21 protein-coding genes are annotated in these 23,258 nt (G+C 69.7%); 8 read left to right on the forward strand and 13 right to left on the reverse strand.

Annotation, left to right across the window (positions count from 1 at the left end):
- Positions 1-21: 21 nt before the first annotated feature.
- The 3 genes from J4H86_RS00105 (at position 22) to J4H86_RS00115 (ending at position 3,746) form a co-directional block, all read left to right on the forward strand.
- Positions 22-429, forward strand: coding sequence for a Dabb family protein (locus tag J4H86_RS00105; RefSeq protein ID WP_236541151.1), 408 nt, complete (start codon positions 22-24; stop codon positions 427-429).
- 302 nt (positions 430-731) lie between these two features.
- Positions 732-2,948: a GMC oxidoreductase gene (locus J4H86_RS00110; RefSeq protein ID WP_236541152.1), complete on the forward strand. Its 2,217-nt coding sequence runs from the start codon at positions 732-734 to the stop codon at positions 2,946-2,948.
- Positions 2,949-3,125: 177 nt separating this feature from the next.
- Positions 3,126-3,746, forward strand: a complete 621-nt coding sequence (locus J4H86_RS00115) for an ABC transporter permease (protein ID WP_236541153.1) — start codon at positions 3,126-3,128, stop codon at positions 3,744-3,746.
- Positions 3,747-3,872: 126 nt separating this feature from the next.
- On the opposite strand, the gene J4H86_RS00120 is transcribed toward J4H86_RS00115, so the two are convergent.
- The 3 genes from J4H86_RS00120 to J4H86_RS00130 all read right to left on the reverse strand — a co-directional run bounded on the left by J4H86_RS00120 (position 3,873) and on the right by J4H86_RS00130 (position 5,145).
- The gene (locus J4H86_RS00120) at positions 3,873-4,439 is read right to left on the reverse strand and encodes an NAD(P)-dependent oxidoreductase (protein WP_236541154.1); all 567 of its coding nucleotides are present in this window, start codon (positions 4,437-4,439) and stop codon (positions 3,873-3,875) included.
- Positions 4,436-4,663 (reverse strand): hypothetical protein, encoded by a 228-nt coding sequence (locus J4H86_RS00125; RefSeq protein ID WP_236541155.1) that lies wholly within the window; start codon positions 4,661-4,663, stop codon positions 4,436-4,438. Before J4H86_RS00125 ends, J4H86_RS00120 begins: the two co-directional genes overlap by 4 nt.
- Before the next feature lie 122 nt (positions 4,664-4,785).
- Complete coding sequence (locus J4H86_RS00130; RefSeq protein ID WP_236541156.1) at positions 4,786-5,145, reverse strand: YybH family protein; 360 nt, start codon at positions 5,143-5,145, stop codon at positions 4,786-4,788.
- Positions 5,146-5,807: 662 nt separating this feature from the next.
- Between J4H86_RS00130 and J4H86_RS00135 the strand changes: the two genes are divergently transcribed.
- Entirely contained in the window at positions 5,808-6,299 is a 492-nt protein-coding gene (locus J4H86_RS00135) for a hypothetical protein (protein ID WP_236541157.1), read from the forward strand.
- Here J4H86_RS00135 and J4H86_RS00140 read toward each other — a convergent pair.
- On the reverse strand, positions 6,296-7,237 hold the full coding sequence (locus tag J4H86_RS00140) for a TetR/AcrR family transcriptional regulator C-terminal domain-containing protein (RefSeq protein ID WP_236541158.1): 942 nt from the start codon (positions 7,235-7,237) through the stop codon (positions 6,296-6,298). The two genes, J4H86_RS00135 and J4H86_RS00140, sit on opposite strands and share 4 nt — an antisense overlap.
- 255 nt (positions 7,238-7,492) lie before the next feature.
- Here J4H86_RS00140 and J4H86_RS00145 point away from each other — a divergent pair, with 255 nt between their 5' ends.
- Positions 7,493-8,902: a carotenoid oxygenase family protein gene (locus J4H86_RS00145; RefSeq protein WP_236541159.1), complete on the forward strand. Its 1,410-nt coding sequence runs from the start codon at positions 7,493-7,495 to the stop codon at positions 8,900-8,902.
- 169 nt (positions 8,903-9,071) lie between these two features.
- Here the strand turns inward: J4H86_RS00145 and J4H86_RS00150 are convergent, their stop codons facing one another.
- Positions 9,072-9,992, reverse strand: coding sequence for an alpha/beta fold hydrolase (locus tag J4H86_RS00150; RefSeq protein ID WP_236541160.1), 921 nt, complete (start codon positions 9,990-9,992; stop codon positions 9,072-9,074).
- 65 nt (positions 9,993-10,057) lie between these two features.
- On the opposite strand from J4H86_RS00150, the gene J4H86_RS00155 reads away from it, so the two are divergent.
- The gene (locus tag J4H86_RS00155; RefSeq protein WP_236541161.1) at positions 10,058-10,795 is read left to right on the forward strand and encodes a TetR/AcrR family transcriptional regulator; all 738 of its coding nucleotides are present in this window, start codon (positions 10,058-10,060) and stop codon (positions 10,793-10,795) included.
- A gap of 161 nt (positions 10,796-10,956) precedes the next feature.
- Here J4H86_RS00155 and J4H86_RS00160 read toward each other — a convergent pair whose 3' ends face one another.
- The 4 genes from J4H86_RS00160 to J4H86_RS00175 form a co-directional block, all read right to left on the reverse strand.
- Entirely contained in the window at positions 10,957-11,601 is a 645-nt protein-coding gene (locus J4H86_RS00160) for a vitamin K epoxide reductase family protein (RefSeq protein ID WP_236541162.1), read from the reverse strand.
- Entirely contained in the window at positions 11,598-12,278 is a 681-nt protein-coding gene (locus tag J4H86_RS00165; protein ID WP_236541163.1) for a DsbA family protein, read from the reverse strand. The genes J4H86_RS00160 and J4H86_RS00165 overlap by 4 nt, the downstream gene beginning before the upstream one ends.
- 123 nt (positions 12,279-12,401) lie before the next feature.
- Positions 12,402-12,803, reverse strand: a complete 402-nt coding sequence (locus J4H86_RS00170) for a hypothetical protein (protein ID WP_236541164.1) — start codon at positions 12,801-12,803, stop codon at positions 12,402-12,404.
- 110 nt (positions 12,804-12,913) lie between these two features.
- Positions 12,914-14,203: an MFS transporter gene (locus J4H86_RS00175; RefSeq protein WP_236541165.1), complete on the reverse strand. Its 1,290-nt coding sequence runs from the start codon at positions 14,201-14,203 to the stop codon at positions 12,914-12,916.
- A gap of 665 nt (positions 14,204-14,868) precedes the next feature.
- Here J4H86_RS00175 and J4H86_RS00180 point away from each other — a divergent pair.
- Positions 14,869-15,279, forward strand: coding sequence for a ChaB family protein (locus J4H86_RS00180; RefSeq protein WP_236541166.1), 411 nt, complete (start codon positions 14,869-14,871; stop codon positions 15,277-15,279).
- Positions 15,280-15,348: 69 nt separating this feature from the next.
- Here the strand turns inward: J4H86_RS00180 and J4H86_RS00185 are convergent, their stop codons facing one another.
- From J4H86_RS00185 to J4H86_RS00200, 4 genes are all read right to left on the reverse strand, one after another.
- Positions 15,349-15,948 (reverse strand): class I SAM-dependent methyltransferase, encoded by a 600-nt coding sequence (locus tag J4H86_RS00185; RefSeq protein ID WP_236541167.1) that lies wholly within the window; start codon positions 15,946-15,948, stop codon positions 15,349-15,351.
- A gap of 77 nt (positions 15,949-16,025) precedes the next feature.
- Positions 16,026-16,670, reverse strand: coding sequence for a peptidoglycan recognition protein family protein (locus tag J4H86_RS00190; RefSeq protein WP_236541168.1), 645 nt, complete (start codon positions 16,668-16,670; stop codon positions 16,026-16,028).
- A 169-nt stretch (positions 16,671-16,839) separates the two neighbouring features.
- Positions 16,840-18,870, reverse strand: coding sequence for a calcineurin-like phosphoesterase C-terminal domain-containing protein (locus tag J4H86_RS00195; RefSeq protein WP_236541169.1), 2,031 nt, complete (start codon positions 18,868-18,870; stop codon positions 16,840-16,842).
- A gap of 238 nt (positions 18,871-19,108) precedes the next feature.
- Positions 19,109-20,200 (reverse strand): LURP-one-related/scramblase family protein, encoded by a 1,092-nt coding sequence (locus tag J4H86_RS00200; protein WP_236541170.1) that lies wholly within the window; start codon positions 20,198-20,200, stop codon positions 19,109-19,111.
- 255 nt (positions 20,201-20,455) lie between these two features.
- Here J4H86_RS00200 and J4H86_RS00205 point away from each other — a divergent pair, with 255 nt between their 5' ends.
- Complete coding sequence (locus J4H86_RS00205; protein WP_236541171.1) at positions 20,456-23,149, forward strand: helix-turn-helix transcriptional regulator; 2,694 nt, start codon at positions 20,456-20,458, stop codon at positions 23,147-23,149.
- Positions 23,150-23,258 lie beyond the last annotated feature (109 nt).

Consider the following 23,258-nt stretch of genomic DNA (forward strand, 5'->3'; position numbering starts at 1 on the left):
CCACCCAGCGAAGGAATCTCGATGATCTACCACTGCATTCGGTTCACAATCAAGCCTGGTGTCTCCCAGGAGACCGTCGACGCCATCATCGCGGGCATGACCGCGGAGAACTCGGGTGACTCCTCTGCGTTCTTCGGTCGCGACGTCGGTGGTGAGTACGAGTACGGCGCGGTCTCGGTGTGGGAGGACCTCGAGAGCTACGAGGCGATGATGAACGACCCCGCTCACCTGGAGATCGACCGGGTCGGACTGCCGTTGATCGAGAAGTTCATGTCGTTCGACATCAGCGACGATCCGGATCCGGAGTTCGCCGAGAAGATCGCCGCGATCCACCAGCGCCGGTTCGACGCCCACCCCGACCTGGTCGAGCTGATTGACAACCTCAAGGAGTACACGGGCAGCGCCGCACCGGGGCGGCACGCGGTCTGACCCGGTCGTCAACGGGGGCGACGACATTCGTGCCCGCGGAGCCGGGTAGCCAATGGCGCGACCGCGTAAGCGCGAGCGCCCTCGACGAGGTGGGCGTGGCGGAGCCGCCGGTCTGGATCACCGACGAATCCGTACCCCACGCCCACCCGGTGACGACCCACTCGCCGCGCTCGGCGATGAGCCCGCCCGCCTTCTCCGGCGGAGTCAGGCCCGAAACGTCGCGCACGCGCTGGGGGACCACCCAGACAGACCCGCCACCGAGACCTATCTCAACACGTGACCCACGTTGGAGGGAAATTTCCGTGACTGATCGATTCGATGCCGACGCCATCGTCGTCGGCAGCGGGTTCGGGGGCGCGGTGGCCGCCGCCCGTCTCGCGCAGGCGGGGTTCTCCGTTGTCGTCCTCGAACGGGGCCGGCGGTGGGCGCCTGGCGAGTTCCCCCGCCGACCCCGACTCGACGACGGCTGGTTGTGGGAGGTCAACCAGGGGCTTTTCGACATTCGCTGGCTCGACGGCATGGGCAGCGTCCAGGCCGCCGGGTGGGGAGGTGGATCGCTGGCGTACGCGAACGTCTTCGCCCGCCCCTTCGAGGGAACGCGGGACGATCGCTGGCCGGAACACCTCCGCCGCGAGACCCTCGACCCCTACTATGACCTGGCCGCGCACATGATGGGCGTCTCGCCGGTGGTCGAGGATCCGCGCACAGGCCGGATCCCGCCCCGCACCGAGCTCATGGAGGGCCTCCTCGAACACTCCGACAAGGCCGAGGCCACCCTCCGGCCCAACCTCGCGGTGACGTTCGGGGATCCCGACGCCTGGCGTCCGAACGTCCACGGGGCCCAGCGGCGCGGCTGCGCGTTCGTCGGGGAGTGTGTGATCGGCTGCAATCACGGAGCCAAGAATACCCTGGACTTCACCTATCTCGCCGCGGCGGAGAGCGCCGGGGCGCGGGGCGTCACCGACGCCAGAGTGCACCGGATCGAAAGACGGGATGGCGGCTACGCGGTGATTACCTCCGCTCCGTCCGACCCGAGCGCCCCCGACCGAGAATGGGTCGCTCCCCGGGTCGTGCTGGCGGCTGGCGCGGTGGCGACCAACGAACTCCTGCTGCGGGCCCGCGACGTGCACGGCACCCTTCCGGACCTATCGCCGGAGCTGGGGCGGGGGTTCTCCGGCAACGGCGACTTCCTGACGATCGCCGAGCTCCGTGGTCGGCGGGACGACATGACGACCGGGCCCACCATCACCACCAACACCGTGTTGGACGTCCCGGAGGGACGACGCGCGGTCTGGTACCAGGTGCAGGAGGGCGCCTTCCCCCCACCACTGAACGTCCTGTTCGACACCATCCTTCCGGGGCAACGGGTCCGGGGTTGGTGGCGGCGCAAGGTCAGGAGGACCGACCCGCGCCAGATGTTCACCGTGCTCGCGATGGGCAACGACTCCGGCCAGGGGACACTGCGGCTGGATCGCCAGGGTGAGGCGACCCTGGACTGGCGCAACAAGTGGCAGGCACACCTCTACCGCTCCCAGGTACGGGTCGGACCCTTGGTCGCCAAGCTCCTGGACGCTCGCCTGTACAACCCGTTCACCTGGTCGTTGCTGCGGCGCACCATCACCGTGCACGCTCTTGGCGGGGCACGCCCTGGACCTGACGCCGCCTCGGCCGTCGTCGACGAGGCCGGCGAGGTGCACGGCCACCCGGGGCTGTTCGTGATGGACGGGTCGGTGCTCCCGGCAGCGACCGGGGTCAATCCCTCCGCGACCATCCTCGCCGCGGCGGAACGCGCGATCGAGACCGTGATCCGCCGCTCCGGAGAGCCCGACTGGCGCGCTCCCGAGTGGGACTCGGTGGTACCCGCTGGCGCCCCGGAGGACGCCGCCTTCGCGGCCATGTCCGAGCTCCACGCCCGCACCAAGGGCGACGGTCTCGTGTTCCGCGAACGCATGGCCACAGGCCGAGATCAGAGACCACGCGTCGTCGTGACCCTGGAGGCCGAGATCCCCGGCATGGACCCCTTCTTCGAGGACGAGGCGCACACGGTGTGCATGCGGGGGACGATCGACGTCGAGGGTGTCGCCTCGGGGGCGGAGGTCTCCGGAACCCTCTCGCTGTTCCCCGAGCGTGGACACGAGGCCATGGCCTACGCGATGGTCTTCGACGACGACAGTGGACGCCCGTGGCGGTTCTCCGGCACGAAGTCGGTGCGCTCGCGGAACCCGCTGGCGTTACTGAGCGGACTCACCACCCTGCACACCGAGATATCCCCGGTCGACGACGCGTCGGAGGGGGAAAGTCACCGCATCGTGATGGCCATCGCACCCGGTGACCTGGCACGGCTGGGGACGTCGATCTCGGGCAGGGCGTTCACGCGCACCCGCCGACTGCGAGCGGTGTCCCGTTTCGTGTCGTTCTTCGCATCCGCGACGATGCGACGACGGCCGTCGCGACCCGCCGACCGGGCCGGCGCCGAGGCCGCGGCGCGCCCCGCGTCACGCCGGTCGCATCCGGCCTGAGCGTCCGCGCCACCTCTTCACCGAGCCGGACCACACCGGGACTCCGACCCGCGTGGTCCGAGACCGTCACCCCCCGACAGGGCGGAACCGGTCAACCCACTGGCCGTGCCACACGACATCTCGTGGCACGGCCAACACGCCCCACGCACCCCGAGCACCACCCACTGGAGGTCCGCCATGACCGAGACCGTCACCGTCGCCACGGGCGCCCCCGTGAGCGGCTCTCGTCCGAGTCCGATCGACAGCCGCTACTCCTACGCCAGCTTCGCCTTCGCCTTCTTGTTCGGCCACGGCGCCTTCGCGGTTTCCCAGGGCCCCGCCCCGCTGGTGAACCTCCCCATGTGGGTGCCGCTGACACTGCTCGCCATGGGCATCGTGCCCGGCGTGGTGCTCGCGCTCCTCGGAGGCATCCGTGCGCGCCGGGGAGCCTCGGAGGCGTACATCCGCCGCGAGAAACTGGCAGGCAACGCCTGGGCCACCGGTTTCGTCGCCCTCACCTTCCTCATCACCGCCCTCACCAGCAGCGTCGACATGCCCACGCACGTCGAGAACGTCCTGTGGCCCGTCGGAGCCGTGTTCATCGTCGGCATGATCAACATCGCGGAGGGGGCCGCCCGCGACAACGCGCTGCACTACTACCTCGGCAGTTGGCTGGCCCTCATCTCAACCGCCGCGCTCTTCCTCGACTCCCCGGGCCCGTACTGGGTCCTCACCCTCGCCGGCGGTTCCGGTTACGTGATCGCGGCCGTCCTGGAGTCCCGCCGGCTGGCGACGCGGGGAGGCGCCGGGCCCGCCTGACGGTCGTCCCGGAGGGGCCTTCAACCGGACCCCGGTCCCGCGTGCTCTTTTCCGCGCCGACGAGGTGCGTTCCCTTCCAGCCCTCCGTCACGCACCGTGCGATGGCCGTGGCGAAGTCGGCGTAGCTCACGGCTCCGGTCGCCGCGAACGTGTACTCGTCGGCGGACGGTCGCTCGAGGCGAAGTCCCCAAGCCGGGGACCGTCGGGGACGAAGGTCGGCGGTGGGATGAGGTAGACCCACCCCGCACCCGCCGCACCGGATTCTAGGTGGTCACGCAGCTGGGCGTGGGCGATCCCGCGTGGCAGTGTCGGTGGGGGGAACGACGGATGTCTCCAGAACCGTGTCCCGTCCGGCAGGTGCAGCGATCCCGCCCCACCGACGGTCACGATCCCCGGGTCGTTCGGGGCCGCGGACCGTAGGGACTCGTGCAGATCCACGAGAGCCGCCGGCGGGATGTCCTCACGGAGGCGGACGGCATTCACGACCACGTCAATGCCCCGGGCGGCCGCGCGGACGCTGGTCGGGTCGGTGAGGTCGAGGACCACTGCTTCGACCGGGGCCGGAACCGTGGGCGGACGGGTCGCGTCGCGCGGCGAACGCAGCGCGGCGACGACGCGCACCGAAGGGGGGAGTTCGGCGATCACGGCGGCCCCCGAGCGGCCGGTCGCCCCGAGGACGAGGACGCTGGTCATCGTGCGACTCCTGACGGCCGGCGCGCCGTTGTCCACGCGTAGGCGGTGAGACTCAGCACGGCGAACAGCAGGCATCCGGTGAGGACGGACAACAGGACTGGGAAGTCCACGCCCATGTGGACCGTGATCGGTCCGAGACTGGCGCCGAGGAAGAGCACGAACCCGTTCAGGGCCATGCCTCCCGCCCGGTTCGGTCCCGCGGACTCGCCGAACAGAGTGATCATCGCCGGCACCGCGAGCGCGACGCCCGTGACGAACACCAGGCTCGCGAGCGCGAGCCCCCAACACCCCCGACAGCGCCCCCGACGTGCCTCCAAGGACACACACAGCGGTGCGAAAACGCGACCTAACTGAGGACGTTCGCGTTGTCGAGCACCCAGAGCCAGCTTCCGTCGCTCTGGCGACGTGCCACCTCCACCGGCACGTCGCCGTTGGGGAGGCGTCGCGATGTGAGAGCGAGGTCGCCGGTGACCAGAGCGGGTTCGTCCTCCACGAGGGGGAACGTGACGTCCAGCTCGGCCAGCTCCTCGAGGCCCGTGCGCACGGCCTCGCGGCCCTCGAAGACCCGGCCGTCAGGAAACCTGGACACCGCCGTCGACTCGAACAGCGCGAGGGCGCCTTCGACGTCGCCAGCGTTGAGTCGGGAGAAGAACAGCCCACTCAGGTCCTCGGGGCGGGTGTCGACGGTGCGTGCGGGGGTGGTCATGTCTGATGTCCTTGTCAACTGGGCTGAGCGGGGGCGCTGGACCGCGTCGCGATGCCGGTGGCTCTCACGACGCCGTAAGACGCGCGTCGTGGTGTAGCCACCGTCTCGCCGTGTCCGCCCCGCTGGGTCGGTGTCCTCACTCGTGATGATCCGACTTCGAGTAACGTTGAAGTCAAGTGGGAGTGGTGTGTCGCCGTCGCGCCCGCCGACGATTGGTTCCTCGGGAGCGTCCGCGTCCACGGAGGAGGAACCCACGATGCGAGTCACGTGGGGCGGGACTTCCCTTCGAGCTTGAGTGACACGCATCACACGCCTTGAGTTCCGGCAGTCCAGTCGATTCGGGCACGCCGCCACTGTGCCGGGTGGGGCCGCCGGTGCCCCTGTTCGGCCGAGAGCGGAGGACGCGTCCCTAGCGTCGTGCCGACTCCTTCGTCGACACCTGGGCAGGCGCTATGGCACGCGGCAAGGCAGGACGATCACAGCGACCCGCGACCCCGTGTGGGGTGTTCGCCCCCTCGACCAAACGTCCGTGTCGGAACCGCCGTCACGACGCTCCCTGTCAACACCATCGTGGACTTCCGGCACGCTTCGCCGAGCAGCGGTGGTGGACCGACCGTCTGCTCGACTCACCGCGAGATGAGACGCGCGCCCTCGGGCGGGTGATGCGGCGATCGCGCGAATCCACTCCCACGACGATCGATGTCGAGGCCGTGGGTGTCGTCGCCGGTGCGATGGACGCCTCGGTCGCGGTCACGGCGCCGGGCGGTGTTCGACTGCTGTCGATCGAGACCACCACGCGTCTCGAGGACCTCGACGAGGACGACGTGTGCGCGTCCCTGGGGTGGTTGGCCGTCCTGTTCACGTTGGGGCTCGACTTCGGGACGGTCTCCGTCGTCCTGGCCGAGCTCGAGTTCACCGCACTCGCCGGTTCCGGGCTCACCGGGGAGGTTCTCGTGGAGCTGCGGAGTCGGGTGGCGGACGACGGCATGGAGCTGTCCGACGAGGATCTCGCCACGCAGCTTCGGCTGCTCGGTGTCCACGCCTGTGAACGTCGGGGGCGAGTACAGGCGTGCGTCTGCCTCGCCGACTTCAGCGCGGAGGAGCTGCACGCGCAGATCGTCCGCCGCCGAGCCGGTGGCGGACGTCGCCCCTAGGCACCGGGTTCGGGTCGCAGGAGGGCGGCGATCCCGTCCAGGACGCGTCGCAGGCCGAACTCGAAGTGTTCGTCGAGGTCGAGACGGTACCCGGGCTCCTGAGCGATGGACTGTGTGAGATGCGGGTACCGCTCGGGGGCGTCGTCGGTGAGTTGGGTGGTGAGCCACTCACCGCCCGAGAGGCCGGTCTGGTCGTCCATCGCCCTCTGGACCTCCAGGTTCGTGGCGGTTCCGCGGACGTAGTTCGCCACGGTGAAGTGCACCATCATGCGGGTCTGGGGGTCCAGGTCGAGTGCGCGCATTCGTTGGATGGTCCACTCCGCGTAACGGGCGATGTTGGGCTGGACGTTGGGGTGGGTGAGGGAGACGAGCGACGGTAGCCACGGGTGTCGCCGGTAGATCCGCCACTGCATCCGTGCCGCGAGCGCGAGGCCGTGCCGCCAGTGTTCCGGCGGTCGCGTCGGGTAGTCGATCTCCCCGAAGACCGCGTCGGCCATCATGTCCGTCAGCGCGTCCTTGTTGGGGATGTGCCGGTAAAGGGACATGGTCGGCGCACCCAGCGCATTGGCGACACCGCGCATCGACACCGCGGTGAGCCCCTCGCCGTCGGCGATGGCCACCGCCGCACCGGTGATGCGGGCCGCCGTCAACTCTTTGCTGGCTGCGGAGGATGGGGCCGTGGGTCCGGACGTGGGCTTTGGTTCGGGTGCGGGACCCGCGACGACCGTCCCCACACGGGGGACCACCCGCACCAGGCCCTCGTCCCTGAGCGTGTCCAGGGCCTTGGCCGCGGTCGCCTTCGCGACCCCCCACTCCTCGGTGATCCCCCGTGTCGAGGGAACCCGGTCGCCGGGGCGGAGCTCGCCCGTCGAAATGCGCGCGCGGATCTCCCCGACGATCCGGAGGTAGGGGGGAACCGCTGGGTCGAGACTCGTCATGGGTCGCTCCTTCGTACTGTCCCACTGTCCTAGGTCAGACGGCGTCGCGCGTGTCCTGTTGGTCAACTTTCGTGCGTTTTGCTCGCACTGCTGTCGGGCGAGGATCGACCGTGCTGACCTAGGGCAGTATATCTCCTAGGCTGGAGTCGAAGTCAAAGTATTGAGCTGGTGTGCAACGATGCGTACGCTGTACGTGCGAGCGCGTACAGTGTACGGATCCGCTTGTCGATGGATTGACCGACCCGAGGAGTTCCTATGCAGCCCCAGTCCGTTCCCGACCCGAGGTCGGGCGCGCGTGAGAACCGGTATCTGGAAGGTGTCTTCGCGCCGGTGACCGAAGAGGTCACGGCGTACGACCTGCCGGTGACGGGACGGATCCCGCGTGAACTCAGTGGCCGCTACCTCCGGATCGGTCCCAACCCGTTGGGGATCGACGATCCCGCAGCGCACATCTGGGCCGCCGGGACGGGGATGGTGCACGGTGTGCGTATCCGCGACGGCCGGGCGGAGTGGTACCGCAACCGTTGGGTGCGTGACTCGAACATGCTGGACGCCCTGGGCGAACCGCGGCGGCCGAACTCCCTGGAACCGTGGATGGACTTCGCGCCCAACGTGAACGTGATCAGTCACGCCGGGCGCATTTTCGCCCTCGCGGAGGCCGGCGCGCTGCCCTACGAGCTCAGCGACGAGCTCGACACGGTGGGGCACTGCGATCTGGGCCTCACCGCCGAGGGATTCAGCGCGAACGCCCACTCCAAGTTCGACGCGCGCACGGGGGAGCTGCACTCACTCGCCTACATCCCCGGAAAGGCGTACGCGGAGCACATCGTCACCGACGCCACCGGAGTGGTGGTCCGCGTCACGCGGATCCCCACGGCGTCCGACACGCCCTACATGCACGACTTCGCGCTCACCGAGAACCACGTGATCCTCTACGACACGCCCCTGGTCTACAGCAACGAGGCGATGGCGGCCGGGGCGCGGCCCGACAAGGCGCTCCAGTGGGACCACGACCATCCGGGACGTGTGGGCGTGATGCCCAGGTCCGGAGGGGCGGTCCGGTGGCTGGAGAGCACGCCGGCACACATCAGCCACACGCTCAACGCACACGACGACGGTTCATCGGTCGTCGTCGACCTGATCACCACAGACGCGCCCGCCGATCCGGCCGACCCGGGCAGCGCCCCACCAACGCTGGACCGCTGGACCCTCGACCTCGCCGGCGATCGCCTGTCCCGGCAGCGGATCGATGACCGCCCCCAGGACTTCCCCCGCGTCAACGAGTCGAAGGTGTCGCGGCCCTACCGGTACGGCTACTCGGCCGTCTCCGCCCTCTACGACCTCCCCTTCCCGGTCGACGGGCAGCACCCCGACGAGACCTTCAGCAACGCGCTCGTCAAGCACGACCTGCTGCGCGGAACCACCGAGGTACACGGATTCGCCGCGGACGCCGCCGTCGGTGAAGCGGTCTTCGCCGCGGCACCAGGGGGGCATGAGGAGGACGACGGATACCTGATGGCCTACGTGCACAACCCCGACCGGGGCGCCGCCGACCTGGTGATAGTGGCGTCGCAGGACTTCGCGAGCGCCCCGGTCGCGCGGGTGCACCTCCCAGTCCGGGTGCCCCTCGGCCTCCACGGAAATTGGGTCCCCGACCCCGAGTAGCCCAGACCCGTGGCGCCACCCGGGCCCGCGGCGCGGACAGTCGCGGAGGGTGTGGACGGAAGACGTCCGCCACCGGAGCGGACCCGGTCCCCGCTCCGGGAGGGGGCCGTTTGATGGCGGGCCGCCCTCTCCTCTGCGCCGGTGCTGGTGTCCTTGGACACCAGCGGTGTCACGGTCGGTCGGTGGTCCGAGAGTGCTCGTCGGCGAGCGCGCGCATCTCGGCGGCGACCGTCGGCCACACCGGTTCGGGGATGTCGTGGCCGACCCCCGGCAGGACCCGCTTCCGCGCGCCGGGGATGCGGGAGGCGATCACACGGGCGGCCCGCGGCCGAATCAGCGGGTCGTCCTCGCCGTGCACGACCAATGTGGGCGCGGTGATCGTGTCGATCGCCGCGCCGTTCCACTGGGCACCGATCTGTCGGCTCTGTGCCTCGGCGTCCCGGGTTCCGACGTCGGCGAGACGTTCGGCTCGGAGGCGTTCCGAGGCCTCGTCGAAGGGTTGGTGTGGTGAGGCACAGAAGCGGGCGATGGCGACGGTCGCCTCGACGGTGCCCTCCTTGGTGTCCGGGTAGTTCATCCGGACCAACCGGGGGATCGACGGAAGGTGGATGAAGCGCAGCGTGCCCAGCCCACCCACGTCGCCGGGCACCGCCCCGATGGAGGTCACCGTGCGCACCCGATCCGGGTGGCGTACGGCGATCCGCTGCGCCGTCGCACCGCCCAGGGACACCCCACACAGGTGTGCCGACTTCCAACCGAGTTCGTCCATCACGGCGATGGCGTCGTCGGCCATGTCCTCGGCCGTGTAGGCCTCGCCCCGTCTGCGGAGCAACGCGGTGAAAGGCGAACGGGTCGCGGTTGGTGGGAGGTGAGTCGACTCACCGGCGTCGCGCTGGTCGTAGCGGGCCACAGCGAATCCGTGCTCGGACAGGGCCTGGCACAGGCCATCCGGCCACCACCACCGACTGACTCCCATTCCCATGATCAGCAGGAGCGGGTCCCCCGCGCATCGGTCGACGAACGTGTCGTAGGCGAGTTCGACCTTCCCGTTGCGCGCCCAGCGGGTCGGGGTCCAGGGGTCGCGGTCCATGGCTCCACTCCTTCCAATACTGCGATCGCTGTTCTCGGTATTAGGATAAGGGTACACAAACGCGGGTGAGGCAGGGGGTACCGGTGGGCGACGAACCGAGGTCCGTATGGGACCGTCCCGAACGGGGAGCGCGAGGACCCGCACCGGAGCGCAGTCGGGCCGAGATCACCGCCGTCGCGGTCGGTCTGGCTGACAGTGGAGGGCTCTCGGCGGTGTCCATGCGTCAGGTCGCCCGACGGTTGGGAACCGGCCCGGCCTCGCTGTACCGCTACGTCGCCACACGGGACGACCTACTGGACCTCATGGCGGACGCGGTCGCGGGGGAGATCGACCTGAGTGTGCCTCCCACGGGTGACCCGGTCTCCGACCTCGTCGCGCTCGCCGGGCGCGCCAAACGGGTGTACCTCGCGCACCCGTGGATGCTGGACCTGCCCACCGAACCGACCCTGGGTCCTCACGGGGTCGACTACCTGGAATACACGCTGGCCGCGTTGGCGCCGGCGTCGTTGCCCCCCCGAACCCAGATTGAGACGGTTGGACTGGTCAACGGGCTGGTCACCCTGTTCGCTCGCACGGAACTGCGTCGTCGGAGCGCGCAGACCGACCCCCAACTGACCTACGCCGCGGCGCTCGCCGCGACCGTGACCCCGGACCGGCACCCTTTCATCGTCGCCACGATGACCGCCTCCACCGACGGAACCGACCCCGAGGACACCCACTCCCTGTTCGAGCGCATGCTGCGCCGCGTGCTCACCGGACTCGTCGAACCCCCACGACCTGTCGCCGGGTCGTCACCAACGTGAGGTCGGACCCGCTCGGGCAGGGCAACCGACGGACCCGGGGGGCCGTCGGTGCCCGGGGCCGCGGTACGGCCCCGGGCCGAGAGACGCGGGAAGCGCGGGGCGAGGATCTCGTTCCGCCCTACGGCGCTCTGTGCGCGAAGGGCCTCCACGCCGCGGTCGTCTCAGAGCAACGTGGACCAGTACGCCCAGAACGCGTGGGTGATCGCGGCGACGACGACGATCCCCCAGACCGTGAGCACCACCGTGTGGTTGCGGGCCAGAACACCCACCGTCCCCCGCAGGGGCGGCGGTACGGGGAGCTGCCCGGTTCGGACGTTGTGCAGGGTGACGTACCAGAAGATCGGGATCATCACCGCCCAGACGACCATGCAGTAGGGACAGAGCGCGCCGATCCGGTACAGACTCTGCGCGATCAACCAGTGGACGAACACCACCCCGAACAGGACCCCGGCCTGCAGCCCCAACCAGAACCAGAGCCGGAACCCCGCGCCGGCGAGCAGCGCGGTGCCGACGGTCAGGACCACGGAGAAGGCGCCCACTCCGAGGATGGGGTTCGGGATCCCGAACACCTCGGCCTGGGGCGTGGTCATGACACTGCCGCACGAGAGAACCGGGTTGATGCTGCACGTGGGGACGTGGTCCGGGGAGACCAGCATCCGGATCTTCTCGACGAGGAGCGCGGTCGCCGCGAGCAGCCCCGTCGCTCCCCCCACGGTCAGCAGCCAGGGAAGGGCACGCGAGATGATGGTGACCTCGGCGCCCGGCGCGGTGACCGCGGGGCGGGGCGGCGCGCTTGGCACGGTCATCCCGCGAGCTCCTGGTCGATCAGGGAGGCCAGGGCGTCGTAGCTGGGCATGCTCTGGGTCTGGGTCCCGTTGACGTAGATCGTCGGCGTTCCCCGCACCCCCAGTTCCTGACCGTCGTCGAAGTCCGACCGGATCCGGGCCAGCGTCTCGGGCGCCTCCACCGTCTCGGTGAACTCCTCCATGTCCAGCCCGATGTCCTCGGCGAAGCCCTCGAACACCTCCGCCTGTGACTCCTGTCGCTCGCCCCACTCACCCTGGGTTTCGAACATGCGCGCGTACATCTCCTCCAGCGCGTCCTGCTGTGCCGCCGCCTCGACCGCCGCGGCGGCCGGTTCGGAGTTGGCGTGCCCGGGAAGCGGGAAATAGCGCAGGACCACGTTGATCTCCCCTTCGTAGTCCTCTCGGATCTGTTCCATGATCGGGAACTGTGCGCGGCAGGCCTCGCACTCGAAGTCCAGGAACTCCACCACCGTCACCGGCGAGTCCTCGACGCGGTCCAGGTAGTGGCTGTCATCGCGGACGAGGAGCTCGGTGTCGACCGCGGGTCCGCCCGCGGTGTCGGCGTCGGGGTCTCCCGTGGGCGCGGGGGAGGTGCGGTTGTTGAGGACGAGGAGTACGCCGAGGGCGACGATCACGGCTCCGAGCAGGCCGAGGGTGATGCCGAGGTTCTTGTTCACGGTTGCTGTCCAAGGGTGCGCACACGCGCCACGGGCGCGCGTCAACGGTCAGATGAGGATGGTGCCCCCTCCTCGGGGGCGCGGTGTGTGGCCCCCGATGCGTGAGGGCCGCACGGGCGTCATCTAGACCCGGTGGACACAGAGCAGGCGAAGCAGCCGATGGCCGAACCGGTGGACCGGCGACGATCCAACCGGGCGGAGAAGCGGCCTGGGCCGCGGTACGAGGAGTCCGACGACGGGGAGAAGGCCCAGCCCCGCGGCGATCGGAGGCGTTGGGTTGGTGATGCCCTCCGCCTCGCCCATCTCGCAGGAGTGGGCGGCTCCTCGCTCGTTCACGGGTGTTGGCCGAGCCTCTCCCTCCGTCCGCTCGTCGCCAGTGGCCACGGTGGCGGGGGATGGTGTCCCGGCGTCGTGTGGAGCGAGGTCCACCCCGGGGCAGAGCGCGCACACGAAGAACAGGAGACCCACGACGACCAGCGACACCGAGAGAGTCCGGTGTCGCGCCGTTGGCCAGCCGCTGCGCATGTCCAAACTCTAGTGGCGTCACCGCCCCCCGCGACGCCGATCCCCGACACACGCCGCGACATCACCCGTCATCCGGTCGTCCCACCGGACCACGGGGCGCGGCGGCGTCCTCAACCGCTACCCGCGCCGGAGGGGCCCACGGTGGAACGTTGTGTCGCCGGGTCGCCGTCGACGTGGTCGTCGCGCGTCCGACGCCACGACCGGCGGTGCGCGGGACTGGGCGGCCGGTCCGCCCGCGCGAAACGTGGCCGGCGTCCTGACCGTCGCGTGACGTGCCGAGGCCGTGAACCCAGTCGGCCCGCCGCCAGGGCGAGCAACGCCACCAGGCTCGCGGGAAGGAGTAACCCGGTGCCGACCTGGGAGGAGGAGGCGATCGCTCCGATCGTGGGGGAACCGACGAGCGGTCCGATGTACCCCATGGAAACCGCTGTGCCGATGTTGCGGCCCACCCGCTCGGTGTCCATGTCGGCCACCGCGCTGAGAATCTGCGGGAAGATGCAGGACATCCCCAGTCCGACCAGGGCGAAGCCGGAGATGGTGGCCGCGGGATGGGCGATGCCCAGGGCGACGGCGAAGCCGGCGAGTGCCGTCAGGGCACCGACACGGACCAGCAGCGCCCGGCCCAGGAGGAGGGCGATCCGGTCGCCCATGAGGCGGCCGGAGGCCATGGCGATCGTGAAGGTGGCGAACACCGTCGCGGCGAAGGTCTCGCCCGCGCCCACGGCCTCCTGGGCGAAGAGGGCGCTCCAGTCCTGGACCGCGCTCTCGGTCAGCACGGAGGCGAAGGCGAGCCCTCCCAGGAACAGGACCGCGGGAGAGGAGGCCGGGCGCAGTGGCGTGGCCTCGGTCCGTCGTGGTGTCTCGGGGCGACGCGGGGTGATCCGCCGGAGAGTTCCGGACAGGGACGCGGCGACGAGACCGAGCGTGAACCCGACCAGAGTGAACGTCGTCAACGGATCCAGGCGGACGTGGGAGGAGATGACTCCCGCGATCGCCCCCGTGCACCCGCCGAGTGACACGAAGGCGTGGAATATGGACAGCCGTGATCGGCCGGACGCCTGCTGCAGACGCGCGGCCTGTGTGTTTATGCAGACGTTGAGGAACGACTGGCTCGCCCCCAGCGTCCCCAGCGCGAGCGTCAACTGGATCGGGGAGCCGGCCGCGCCGGGCAGCACGAGCGCCGCCGCGGCGGCGACGGCGGCCGGGGCGGTCGCGTAACGCAGCCCCACCCGATCGAGGATCGCCCCACCCATCCGGGCCGCGACCATCGCGGCGATGCCGAGACCCAGTAGTGCGAAGCCGAGTTCACGAGTGTTCGTACCGCTTTGCTGCATGACGGCCGGAATGCGTGAGGCCCAGACGGGCAGGATGGCTCCGGCGATAAAGAAGTAGGTCGCCATGACACAGACAGCGCGCGCTGGGCGGCCCAACGGGATGGCCTTCTGGGCGTGCGTTTCTGGGGTGTCGGGTTTCAAGGACACGCTCCAAAGCAAATTAACCGAATCATTGATTTCGGCTGCGTAAAAAACGTCTCGGAAGAGCGGGATGGCGAATCGACCGGGCTTCCCCGAGGTGTCGCAATGGCCGCCCGAAAAGCGGAGTTCAAGAAAGAGAGCTTACAAGAAACCCGAGCTCAATGCACTGATCTTGGCAAATTAGGCGTGCTGTTGAATTCGCATGCAGAAATATTTCTTGGCTTTAGATCATATTTGAAGACCTGGCTTGACCGTCGCTCTGTTTGCGTATTTATCACTATCCTTGGTTCTTGGGTTTCTCGCATCGTGAAATTGGCGGAATTTTCATTGTCTTTATGGCTGGCCGGGGATTGCTGCGGGAATGCGTTGAAAGCATTCCCCTGGTGCGGTTGGGGGCAGAGAGCTTGGTGTGACCCGCGGGGCTCGTGGGGTCAGGGAGGTGCGTCGGGGTGGTCATCGGCCGCCGTGGCCCCGGCCGACAGGCGCCCGGCGACCGTGTTCGGTCGGGGCCGTGGGTACGTCACCGGTCGTATGGGTAGGGGGGATCGGTACGGAGAGGAAGGCCTCCGACACGTGGGAAGGAGAGGCCGATGCCTGGTCGACAGGAACTCCCGGACACGGTGAGACGCTCACCGGCGAAGGCACAGCGAACATGGATCAAGGCCCACGACTCCGCCGTGGACAGCTACGGAGAGGGGCAGCGCGCGCATCGTGTGGCCTATGCCGCGCTCAAACACGGCTTCGAGAAGGTGGGGGACCACTGGGAAGCGAAGAAGCGCTCAGGCCCCTCCGAACGGCGGGCCGTGAGCCGTCGGGCGCCGGGCCAGCGTGGGACCCGACGCCCCAGCGGTGGGGTGGACGAGAACGCGAGTAAGAGCCACCTCTACCAGCAGGCACGGAGGCTGGGGATCAGGGGACGCTCCACCATGAGCAAGGACGCGCTCATCGACGCCCTACGCCGAGCGAGTGACACTCGGACGTCGAAGGCCAAGGGGCGGTGATTCCCTCACCTCGGACGGCGTGAATGGCGCCGCCCACGGCGACCGTTCGCCCGTGGCGGCGCCGCGGACCTACCGTGCGCAGCGGCGGAACCGGTACCACTTCGGGGCCGTCTTGTTCATCGGCCAGCCCATGTTGTCGGTGTCGGCGTCCTCGACGTGGACGAGGTCCCACTCGGGCAGAGCCGCCTCGATCTCGCCCTGCGCGACGCCCTCGACGAGTCGCTGGTACCGGGAAGGACTGAACGCCAGCATCAGTAGAGTGGCGTCCGGTGCGGCCAGCGCCGTCACGCCGCGCCCCTCGGCGACCCGCTGTTCCGGGCTGAGTCCCTGGAAACAACCACTGTCCATGAACAGGTCGAACGTGCCGAGATTCGCCGACTCAAGCGCGGTTACGTCGACGACGCGATAGGTGACATCGTCGACGTCCTGGGCTCGGGCGGCCTCGATCGCCGCTGGGACCAGGTCGACGCCCACTGTCTCCCACCCACGTCGGGCCAGCTCGGGTGCGAGCAGGCCACGTCCACACCCCACGTCCAGGGCACGCCCCGGTGTCGTTCCGTGTTCGTTCAGTTCGCGGTCGAGCAACCTTCCGAGCTGTGCGGCGGCCACCGGGCCATAGCGCTCCCACGGCGTGAGACCGAGTCGGTACATCAAGGGGTAGTTCGACATGGCCCCAACCTAAGTCGGGCAGTGGGGGAGAGCCGTGCACCCCCCGGTAATTGGGGGGTTCCGCGTCTCGGCGGGAGTCAGGGTGCGCTGAGGAGGTCGTCGGTGTCGGTCCGGAGCTGGGGGAGCATCTCGTAGAGGATGTCCCCCGGACAGGAGGTGGAGACCAGGTCACGGTGCCCGACGATCGCCGAGGTGGGGAGGTCGTAGGCCGCGCAGAGCCAGGCACACACCTCCACGAGGGCGTCGTAGAGGGACTGAGGGGGTTCGTCCTCGTGGTACTTCCCCTCGTTCTCGATCCCGAGGGCCACCGGATTATGGTCGCGTACCTGCGCCCCGATCAGGTGCTCGCCGTTCTCGATGGCCTCGAGGGACCCCTGACGGCCCTCCATGACGAAACCGCCCCGGCTGATCGTGAGCTGTTGGCCGGTGTCGGACCATCCGCGACTGTCCATGTGATGGTTCTGGATCGCCCGCGACAGCTCGAAGGCCCAGTCCCGCGAGTAGTCGTCGGTGTTGCCGGTGTCGGTGTGGTGCACGACGATGTAGGTCGGTGCCTCGTCCAGCACGTCCGCGGCGCGCTCGGGGGCACGGGCCTCCCACTCCTCCCGAGTGAAGACGAACGGGGAGGTCGAGGTCGGTACGGGTTCGGTCGTCGGTCGCAGGAGGTGGGTCGCCCCGGTGACCACCGCCGCCGCGGCGATCAGGCCCCCACCGCCGATCATGGTCCTCCTGCTGGGCCAGCGCCGCTGGCGTCGATGCCTCGCCATCGCATCCTTTAGTCCCAGGGGGGAGTTCTTCTCCACCTCCCAAGATAACGGACAAATCACGGCCAGGTGGTGTGATTGGCGTCGTACCAGGCGGGGGTAGCGCATGACGGGACACAGGTCGTCCCTAGTCCTCCCAGGGCTCGGTGCGCCAGAACGGCGTCGGCCGTTCCTCCGCCACCTCGAAAGCGATGGAGTCGGTGGACGTCCGCCCGTAGCGGTCCACGCTCGACACCTCCGCCACGTGGGAACCGATCGGAAGGTCCTCGGGCATGGCCACCCGCCACAGGTGGCTCGACTTCTCCGCGATGTAGCTCTCCGCGACGCTCTGCGGCGCGCCCGGTCCCCGCTGGTTGCCGCGCGTCTGCTGCCACCCCTGCGCCCTCTCCTCGCCGGACTCCGACACGAGGGCGTAACGCGCGGTCTGCATCTGGCGCACCACCGCGTAGGGGTCGGAGTGGTCGACACCGTAGCGGACCTCCTCACCCTCCCCGTCCTGAGTACGAGACAGCGGGAGCGGCTCGCCGTCGTCGATCCGAACGCTGACGTCCGAGTCCCGACTGCCGTTCCACACGTTCGCGGTGAGGAACACGCCCTCGGCCAGGTCCTCCGGGGTGAACAGCTTGGTGTCGGCCAGGTCGTTGACGTTGACAGGAGGCACGCCGTCCGCGCTGTTCGGGTTCCGCGCCGTCCACTCCCGTAGCTCCTCGAACCACGCGCGGTACTGCGGTGTGTTGAACGAGGTCCACATCTGGCGGTCTGGGTCGTGTCCGGAGGCGTGGAAGGAATCGGTGTACCGCGGCCCGGAGAAGTCGAACACCATGTAGCCACGTGGTTCGCCGAGACTCCCGAGGGACATCGGGACACCGTCCCAGTCGAGGTCACCGGAGTACCACGCCCCGGAGGGCGCACCCGCGATCACGTGGTGGAACGGCGCCTCGTCCACGCCCACCACGTCGCTCCACCCCGCGTAGGACTCGCCGGGAAGGATCTGGTCGAGCGTGTGGGTGTGCCCCGACAGCGACACGGCCTCGCGACCTGCGAGGAGGTCGTACAGGTCCTGGGCGTTGTCGGTCTGGTGGGTCTCGTGGTCGTTGTCGATGAACGACAGCAGGGGGATGTGGTGGCTGAGGACGACCAGCGTGTGTTCGGGTACCTGCTCGAGGTCGTTGGCCAGCCACTCGAGCTGTCGGTCGGTCACCCGTCCGTTGTAGGTCGGGGCGTCCGGGTCGCCGCAGGCGTCCGGCAGGTCCTCCTCGGTGCAGGGGTAGACCGCGTTGTCCAGGACCACGAAGTGGACCTGGCCGATGTCGAACGAGAAGTACGGCGGGCCGTACTCCCGACGCCAGGTGTCGGTGGAGTCGGCGTCGTCGGTGGCGTCGTGGTCGTAGTCGTGGTTGCCGGGGACGTAGTACTGCGGCAGGCCCACGGCGCTCATCATCCGCTTGAACCGCGGCAGGAGGCCGAGGTCGTCCCCCACCACGTCACCGAGCAGGAGCATGCACTCCGCGCCGTCGAGGTCCCGCTCGAGCAGGTCGGTGACGATACTGTCCCGGACGTAGCCGACCTCGGTGTTGGAGTACGGCTGGGTGTCGCCCATCACCACGCAGCGGAAGTCGTTGGTGGGGCGGGTGGGCACCATCGGGAAGTTGACCGCGTCCGGCAGGGGCCCGGTCGGCTCCAGGCCACCGAAGCGCAACGGCGGTGAACCCTCCGGCTTGTGGTGGTAGGACATCTGCGGGATGTTGTCCTCGTCCAGGGGGACGGCCCAGTCGTTGGGCTTGGTCACGAAGACCGTCATGTCGTCCTCGGCGGGGAGCGCGTACCGTCCCTCGGCGTCGGTGCGGGTGACGTCACGGCCGTTGGCGACGACGACGTTGGCAACCCCGGGTTCGGTCTCGGGTTGGTGGGTGCCGTCCATGTTCACGTCGTGGAAGACGACACCGGTCACGGTGTCCGCATCCTCCGCCTCCCCCTCACCGGCGGGAACCACGTCGACCGAACCCGTGTAGTCGAGCTCCGCCGCGGTGGGCAGCGCGTCGTCCGGGGGCCGCGCGTGCTCGGCGCTGGCGGACCCCATCCCCAGGAGACTGACCGCGAGAACCGCGCCGCCCGCTGGCACGATGACCTTGGACACTCTCCGTGGCGTTCGGGGCACGGGGGAACCTCCATCGGGAGAGTCTTTCCAGGTCATCAGTGGTGCATGCGACGACCGCGAATGCTGAATCACCCTAAACCCGACGTCACGCGACGTCATCGCGACATGCCGGGCGGTCACTGATCCCGACGAGGGTCGCGTGCGGTCGGGTGCGATGGGGCTTGACCACCCCGAACACGACGATGGGGGCGCCGTCCCCCATCTCCGGCCGGCACCCCCATTCCCCCAAGGTCGGTCGCTATCGACGCTTACCCGAGGAGCTGCCGCCCCGACCGCGGTCCGAGGAGCCAGAGGACCGCGACGAACCCGAGGAGGACCCCGAGGAACGGCCGGAACCGCCCGACGACGATCCGGTGCCCCGTCCGGTGCGGGCGCTCGAAGAGCCGGAGGATCCGCTCTTGGGGTCCTTGACGCTCTTGGTCTTCTTGGCAGCCACCTTGGCGCTCTCCGTGGCGGAATCCCGACGCTTGTCGGCCTTGTCCGCTCTGCGCTCGGCCCGGTCGGCCTTGCGTTCCTGGATGTCCGCCTGACGCTCGGCCCGGTCGGCCTTGCGTTCCTTGATCTCGGCCTTGCGCTCGGCGACCTCCGCCTTGCGCTCCTGGACGTCCGCCCGCCGTTCGGCGACCGCCGCGCGTCGTTCGGCGGCCTCGGCACGACGATCGGCCGCGTGGGCCGCGGCGGCCGGTGCGCCGGTGGCGAACCCCGCGCGGGGGGCCGGTCCACCCCGCACGGCGCCGGGGCCACCGGTGTAGAAGTCCTCATCCCGCTCGTGCAGCAGCACGTCCACGGTGATCGCGCCGGCGACGATCAACGTGCGCAGCGGCTCCTGGATCTGGGGCCCCAGTTCCACGGCGTAGCGGTCATCCGTCCGCCACCCGGTACGGCTCAGCCCGGTGTGCTGCTTGGAGATCCGCGCCACCTCCGCTTCGTGCGGCCCGAAGACGCGGAAGTTCCAGTTGGTCCAGCTGCCCTCGATCCGGCCGAGCGGGTAACCGTTGTGGTCCTCCAGCGTGAAACGTGACCCCAGGAGCTTGAGGTCCTGCACGATCGCCCCGACGGGGCGGGAGTCCGCGGTGTAGACGTGGATGTTCGGGAGCCCCCGCTGCCACGGCTTGTCCAGGACGAGCAGTGGCTCGCCGGTCGGCGACAGGACGTGGAAGCGGTGGGGGCAGCGCTTGGTCCCACGGCTGAAGTTCCAGACCGATGTGTCCTCACGCACGTGGGCTACGGGGAATCCCTGGTCGTCGAACACCTGGTAGTAACCCTCGGCGGAGAACAACTGGCGGGGCTGTTCCACCATGAGGACCGACGATCGGTAGAGGGGCAGCATGCGAACCCTTCACTGTCAGTAGTGCACCCGTGGGGGACGGGTGTCGTGATCGGAGCCGGCAACCCCCACGGCTGAGGGGGATGTCGACACACACCATCATGCCCGCCCGATCGTTCTGCGTCTGCCCGGGATGCGCACTTATGACCCTGCGTGTGTGTCACACGGTGGTCGAAGCCACGCCCCGGCCGAGGCGAGAACAACACACTGTCCGTCGCACCGACCGGCCGGACACGAGCGCCACGTAGCCTCGGGCGGGTGTTGTACGGACGAGACACCGAACGGGCGGAACTGCGCGCGATGGTGGCGAGCGCCCGCAGCGGCAGGAGTACGGCGCGGATCGTTCGCGGCGCGGCGGGAATCGGCAAGACGGCGCTCCTGGACGCGACGGTCGCGGAGGCCCCGGACTTCCACCTCCTGCGGGCGCTCGGGGTGGAATCGGAGTCGGAACTCGCCTTCGCCGGACTGAGCGCGCTCCTGGGACGCTACAGTGACCGACTCGACCGACTGCCCGACGCGCAGGGCCGGGCGCTGTCGGCGGCCCTCGGGCTGGGGTCGGGCGGAGACCATGACCGTTTCCTCGTGGGTCTCGGTGTCCTGACCCTGCTGGCCGAGCTGGCCGAGGAACACCCCGTGCTGTGCGTCGTGGACGACGCACAGTGGCTTGACCGGTCTTCGGCCGAGGCACTGCTGTTCGCCGCGCGACGGGTCCACGCGGAGCGGATCGCCCTCGTCTTCGCGGCACGCCGGGGCCACGCACCGGAGTTCACGGCTCCCGGAATCGACGAACTCCAGCTCGCCCCCCTCCCCGAACCGGCGGCGCGACAGGTGTTGGACGACGCACTCGGTCCGGCGTCGACCTACGTTCGGGATCGACTGTTGCGCGAGGCGGACGGAAACCCGCTCGCGTTGCGTGTCCTCGCGCGCGGCGGCTCCACGGCGACCAGGTCGGAACCGGTACGAACGTCGACCGAACGCGCCATCGCCGCCGAACTCGCCCACCTACCGGAGCGAACCCGGACCCTCCTGCTGCTCGTCGCGGTCGACGCCACGCAGGACGCGGGGGTCGTGTTCGCGGCGGGGCGCGCCCTCGGAGCGGACGTCCACGACCTCGCCCCGGCGGAGCGGGCCGACCTCGTGCGGGTCACCGAAGGACGTGTCATACCCGGACACCCACTGGTCCGTGCCGCGGTCCTGGGCGCCGCGACGACCCACGACCGCGCACGAGCACATCTCACCCTCGCGAACGCACTGCACCCCGAGGTCGACGCGGATCGGCGTGCGTGGCATCACGCCGCCGCCCAGAATGGCCCGGAGGAAAGCACCGCGAGAGAACTCGAACGGGTCGCCGAGCGCTCGTCCGCGCGTGGGGGATTCGCCGGTGTCGGTGCGGCTCTGGAGCGGGCGGCGGAACTCAGCCCGGACCCGGAGCGACGAGGGCGGCGTACGCTCGGCGCGGCGAACGCACTGCTCCACGCCGGATCCCTCCACCAGGCCGAAGAACTCGGAGCGCGGGCCGCCGCCCTGCTGCCCCACCCCGTGGACCGGGCGCGGGTCGCGGAGATCCGCGCGACGGTCGCGGAGGAGGGAGGGCGGCCGCGGGCGGCGTTCCGGACACTCGTCGACGCCGCGTCCGCGGTCGCCGAGTCCGACCCGCACCGTGCGGACCACTTGTACTTCCGGGCGGTCGACGCCGCCATCACCGCCTGCGACGTCGACGCCGTGACCAGGATCACCGACGGTGCGCCCGGGGGCGACCGCGGAGGGACGGCCGCTGCCGCCCTGGCACGCGCGGCCACCGGGTTCGCCAGCGACAGCGACGACGCGCTGGCCACCGCGGTGGCGTCCCTCCGTCACCTGGTCGAGATCCCTCAACCGGCTGACGCCCCCTCACGCGACGCACCGTTGCGTCTGTCGTGGTTGCTCCTGCTCGGAGACGACACGGGCTTGTTGGACCTCGCCGAAGCCCAGGCACAGGAGCAACGCGCCCGTGGCGCCGTCGGAGTGCTGCCGTGGACCCTGTCCGGGCTCGCCCGCGCCCAGTGGAACAGCGGACGGGTGCACGAGGCCGTGGCGAGCGCGACCGAGGGGGCCACCCTCGCCGCCCAGACGGGACAGAACCTGAGCGCGTCCTACCTCGCCAGTATCCAGACGGAGCTCGCCGCCGTCCAGGGCGACGGTGCGCGCGGCGCGGCGGCGATCGGTCCGCCAGGTGGCGACGTCACGGCCGTGTCACGAGTGCTCGACGCCTGCGTGTCGGTACTCCGTGACCTCGGCCAGGGGCGACACGAGCGGGCGTTGGACCACCAAGCCGTCCTCACCGACGGCAACCATCGTATGTTCACCTTCGCGGCGCTCCCCGACCTGGTGGAGGCCGCCGCCCGCGCGGGCGAACCGGAACGGGCCGCGGACGCCGGACACTGGTTCGTTCGCTGGGCCCACCACACCGCGTCTCCCTGGGCGGTCGCGGTGGCCGCGCGTTGTCAGGCCCTCCTCGCGACGTCGTCGGAGGCCGAGCGGTACTTCGCCCGCGCGGTGGACCACCACCGAACGAGTGGCACCCGCCCCTTCGAACGGGCCCGCACCGAACTGCTGTACGGGGAGTGGCTGCGCCGACATCGTGGACGGGCCGCGGCCCGTCCACTCCTGCGATCGGCCGCCGACCTCTTCGAGAGCGTGCGAGCCCACCCCTGGGCGCGGCGGTCCCACGCGGAGCTCCGCGCCACCGGCGAGAGTCGCCGTCACCCGACATCGGTGAGCACGGGTCTCGACCGTCTCACCCCACAGGAGCTGCAGGTCGTCCGCCTCGCGGCCCAGGGGCTGAGCAACCGCGAGATCGGCGGCCACCTGTTCCTCAGCCCCCGAACCGTGGGCTACCACCTTTCCAACGCCTATCCGAAACTCCAGGTCGCCTCGCGCCGAGAGCTGGTGCGACTGAATCTGGACTCGTAGCCCGACCTCGGAGACGTTCGGCGGTGGTGGGACACGAACGGAGCGGCCGGGGCGGCTGCCCCCTCCCGCCGTCCACGGCGACGTCGGCGCGCCCGTGGCGAGGACCCGC

This window comes from Spiractinospora alimapuensis, from assembly GCF_018437505.1.
Classification (GTDB): domain Bacteria; phylum Actinomycetota; class Actinomycetes; order Streptosporangiales; family Streptosporangiaceae; genus Spiractinospora; species Spiractinospora alimapuensis.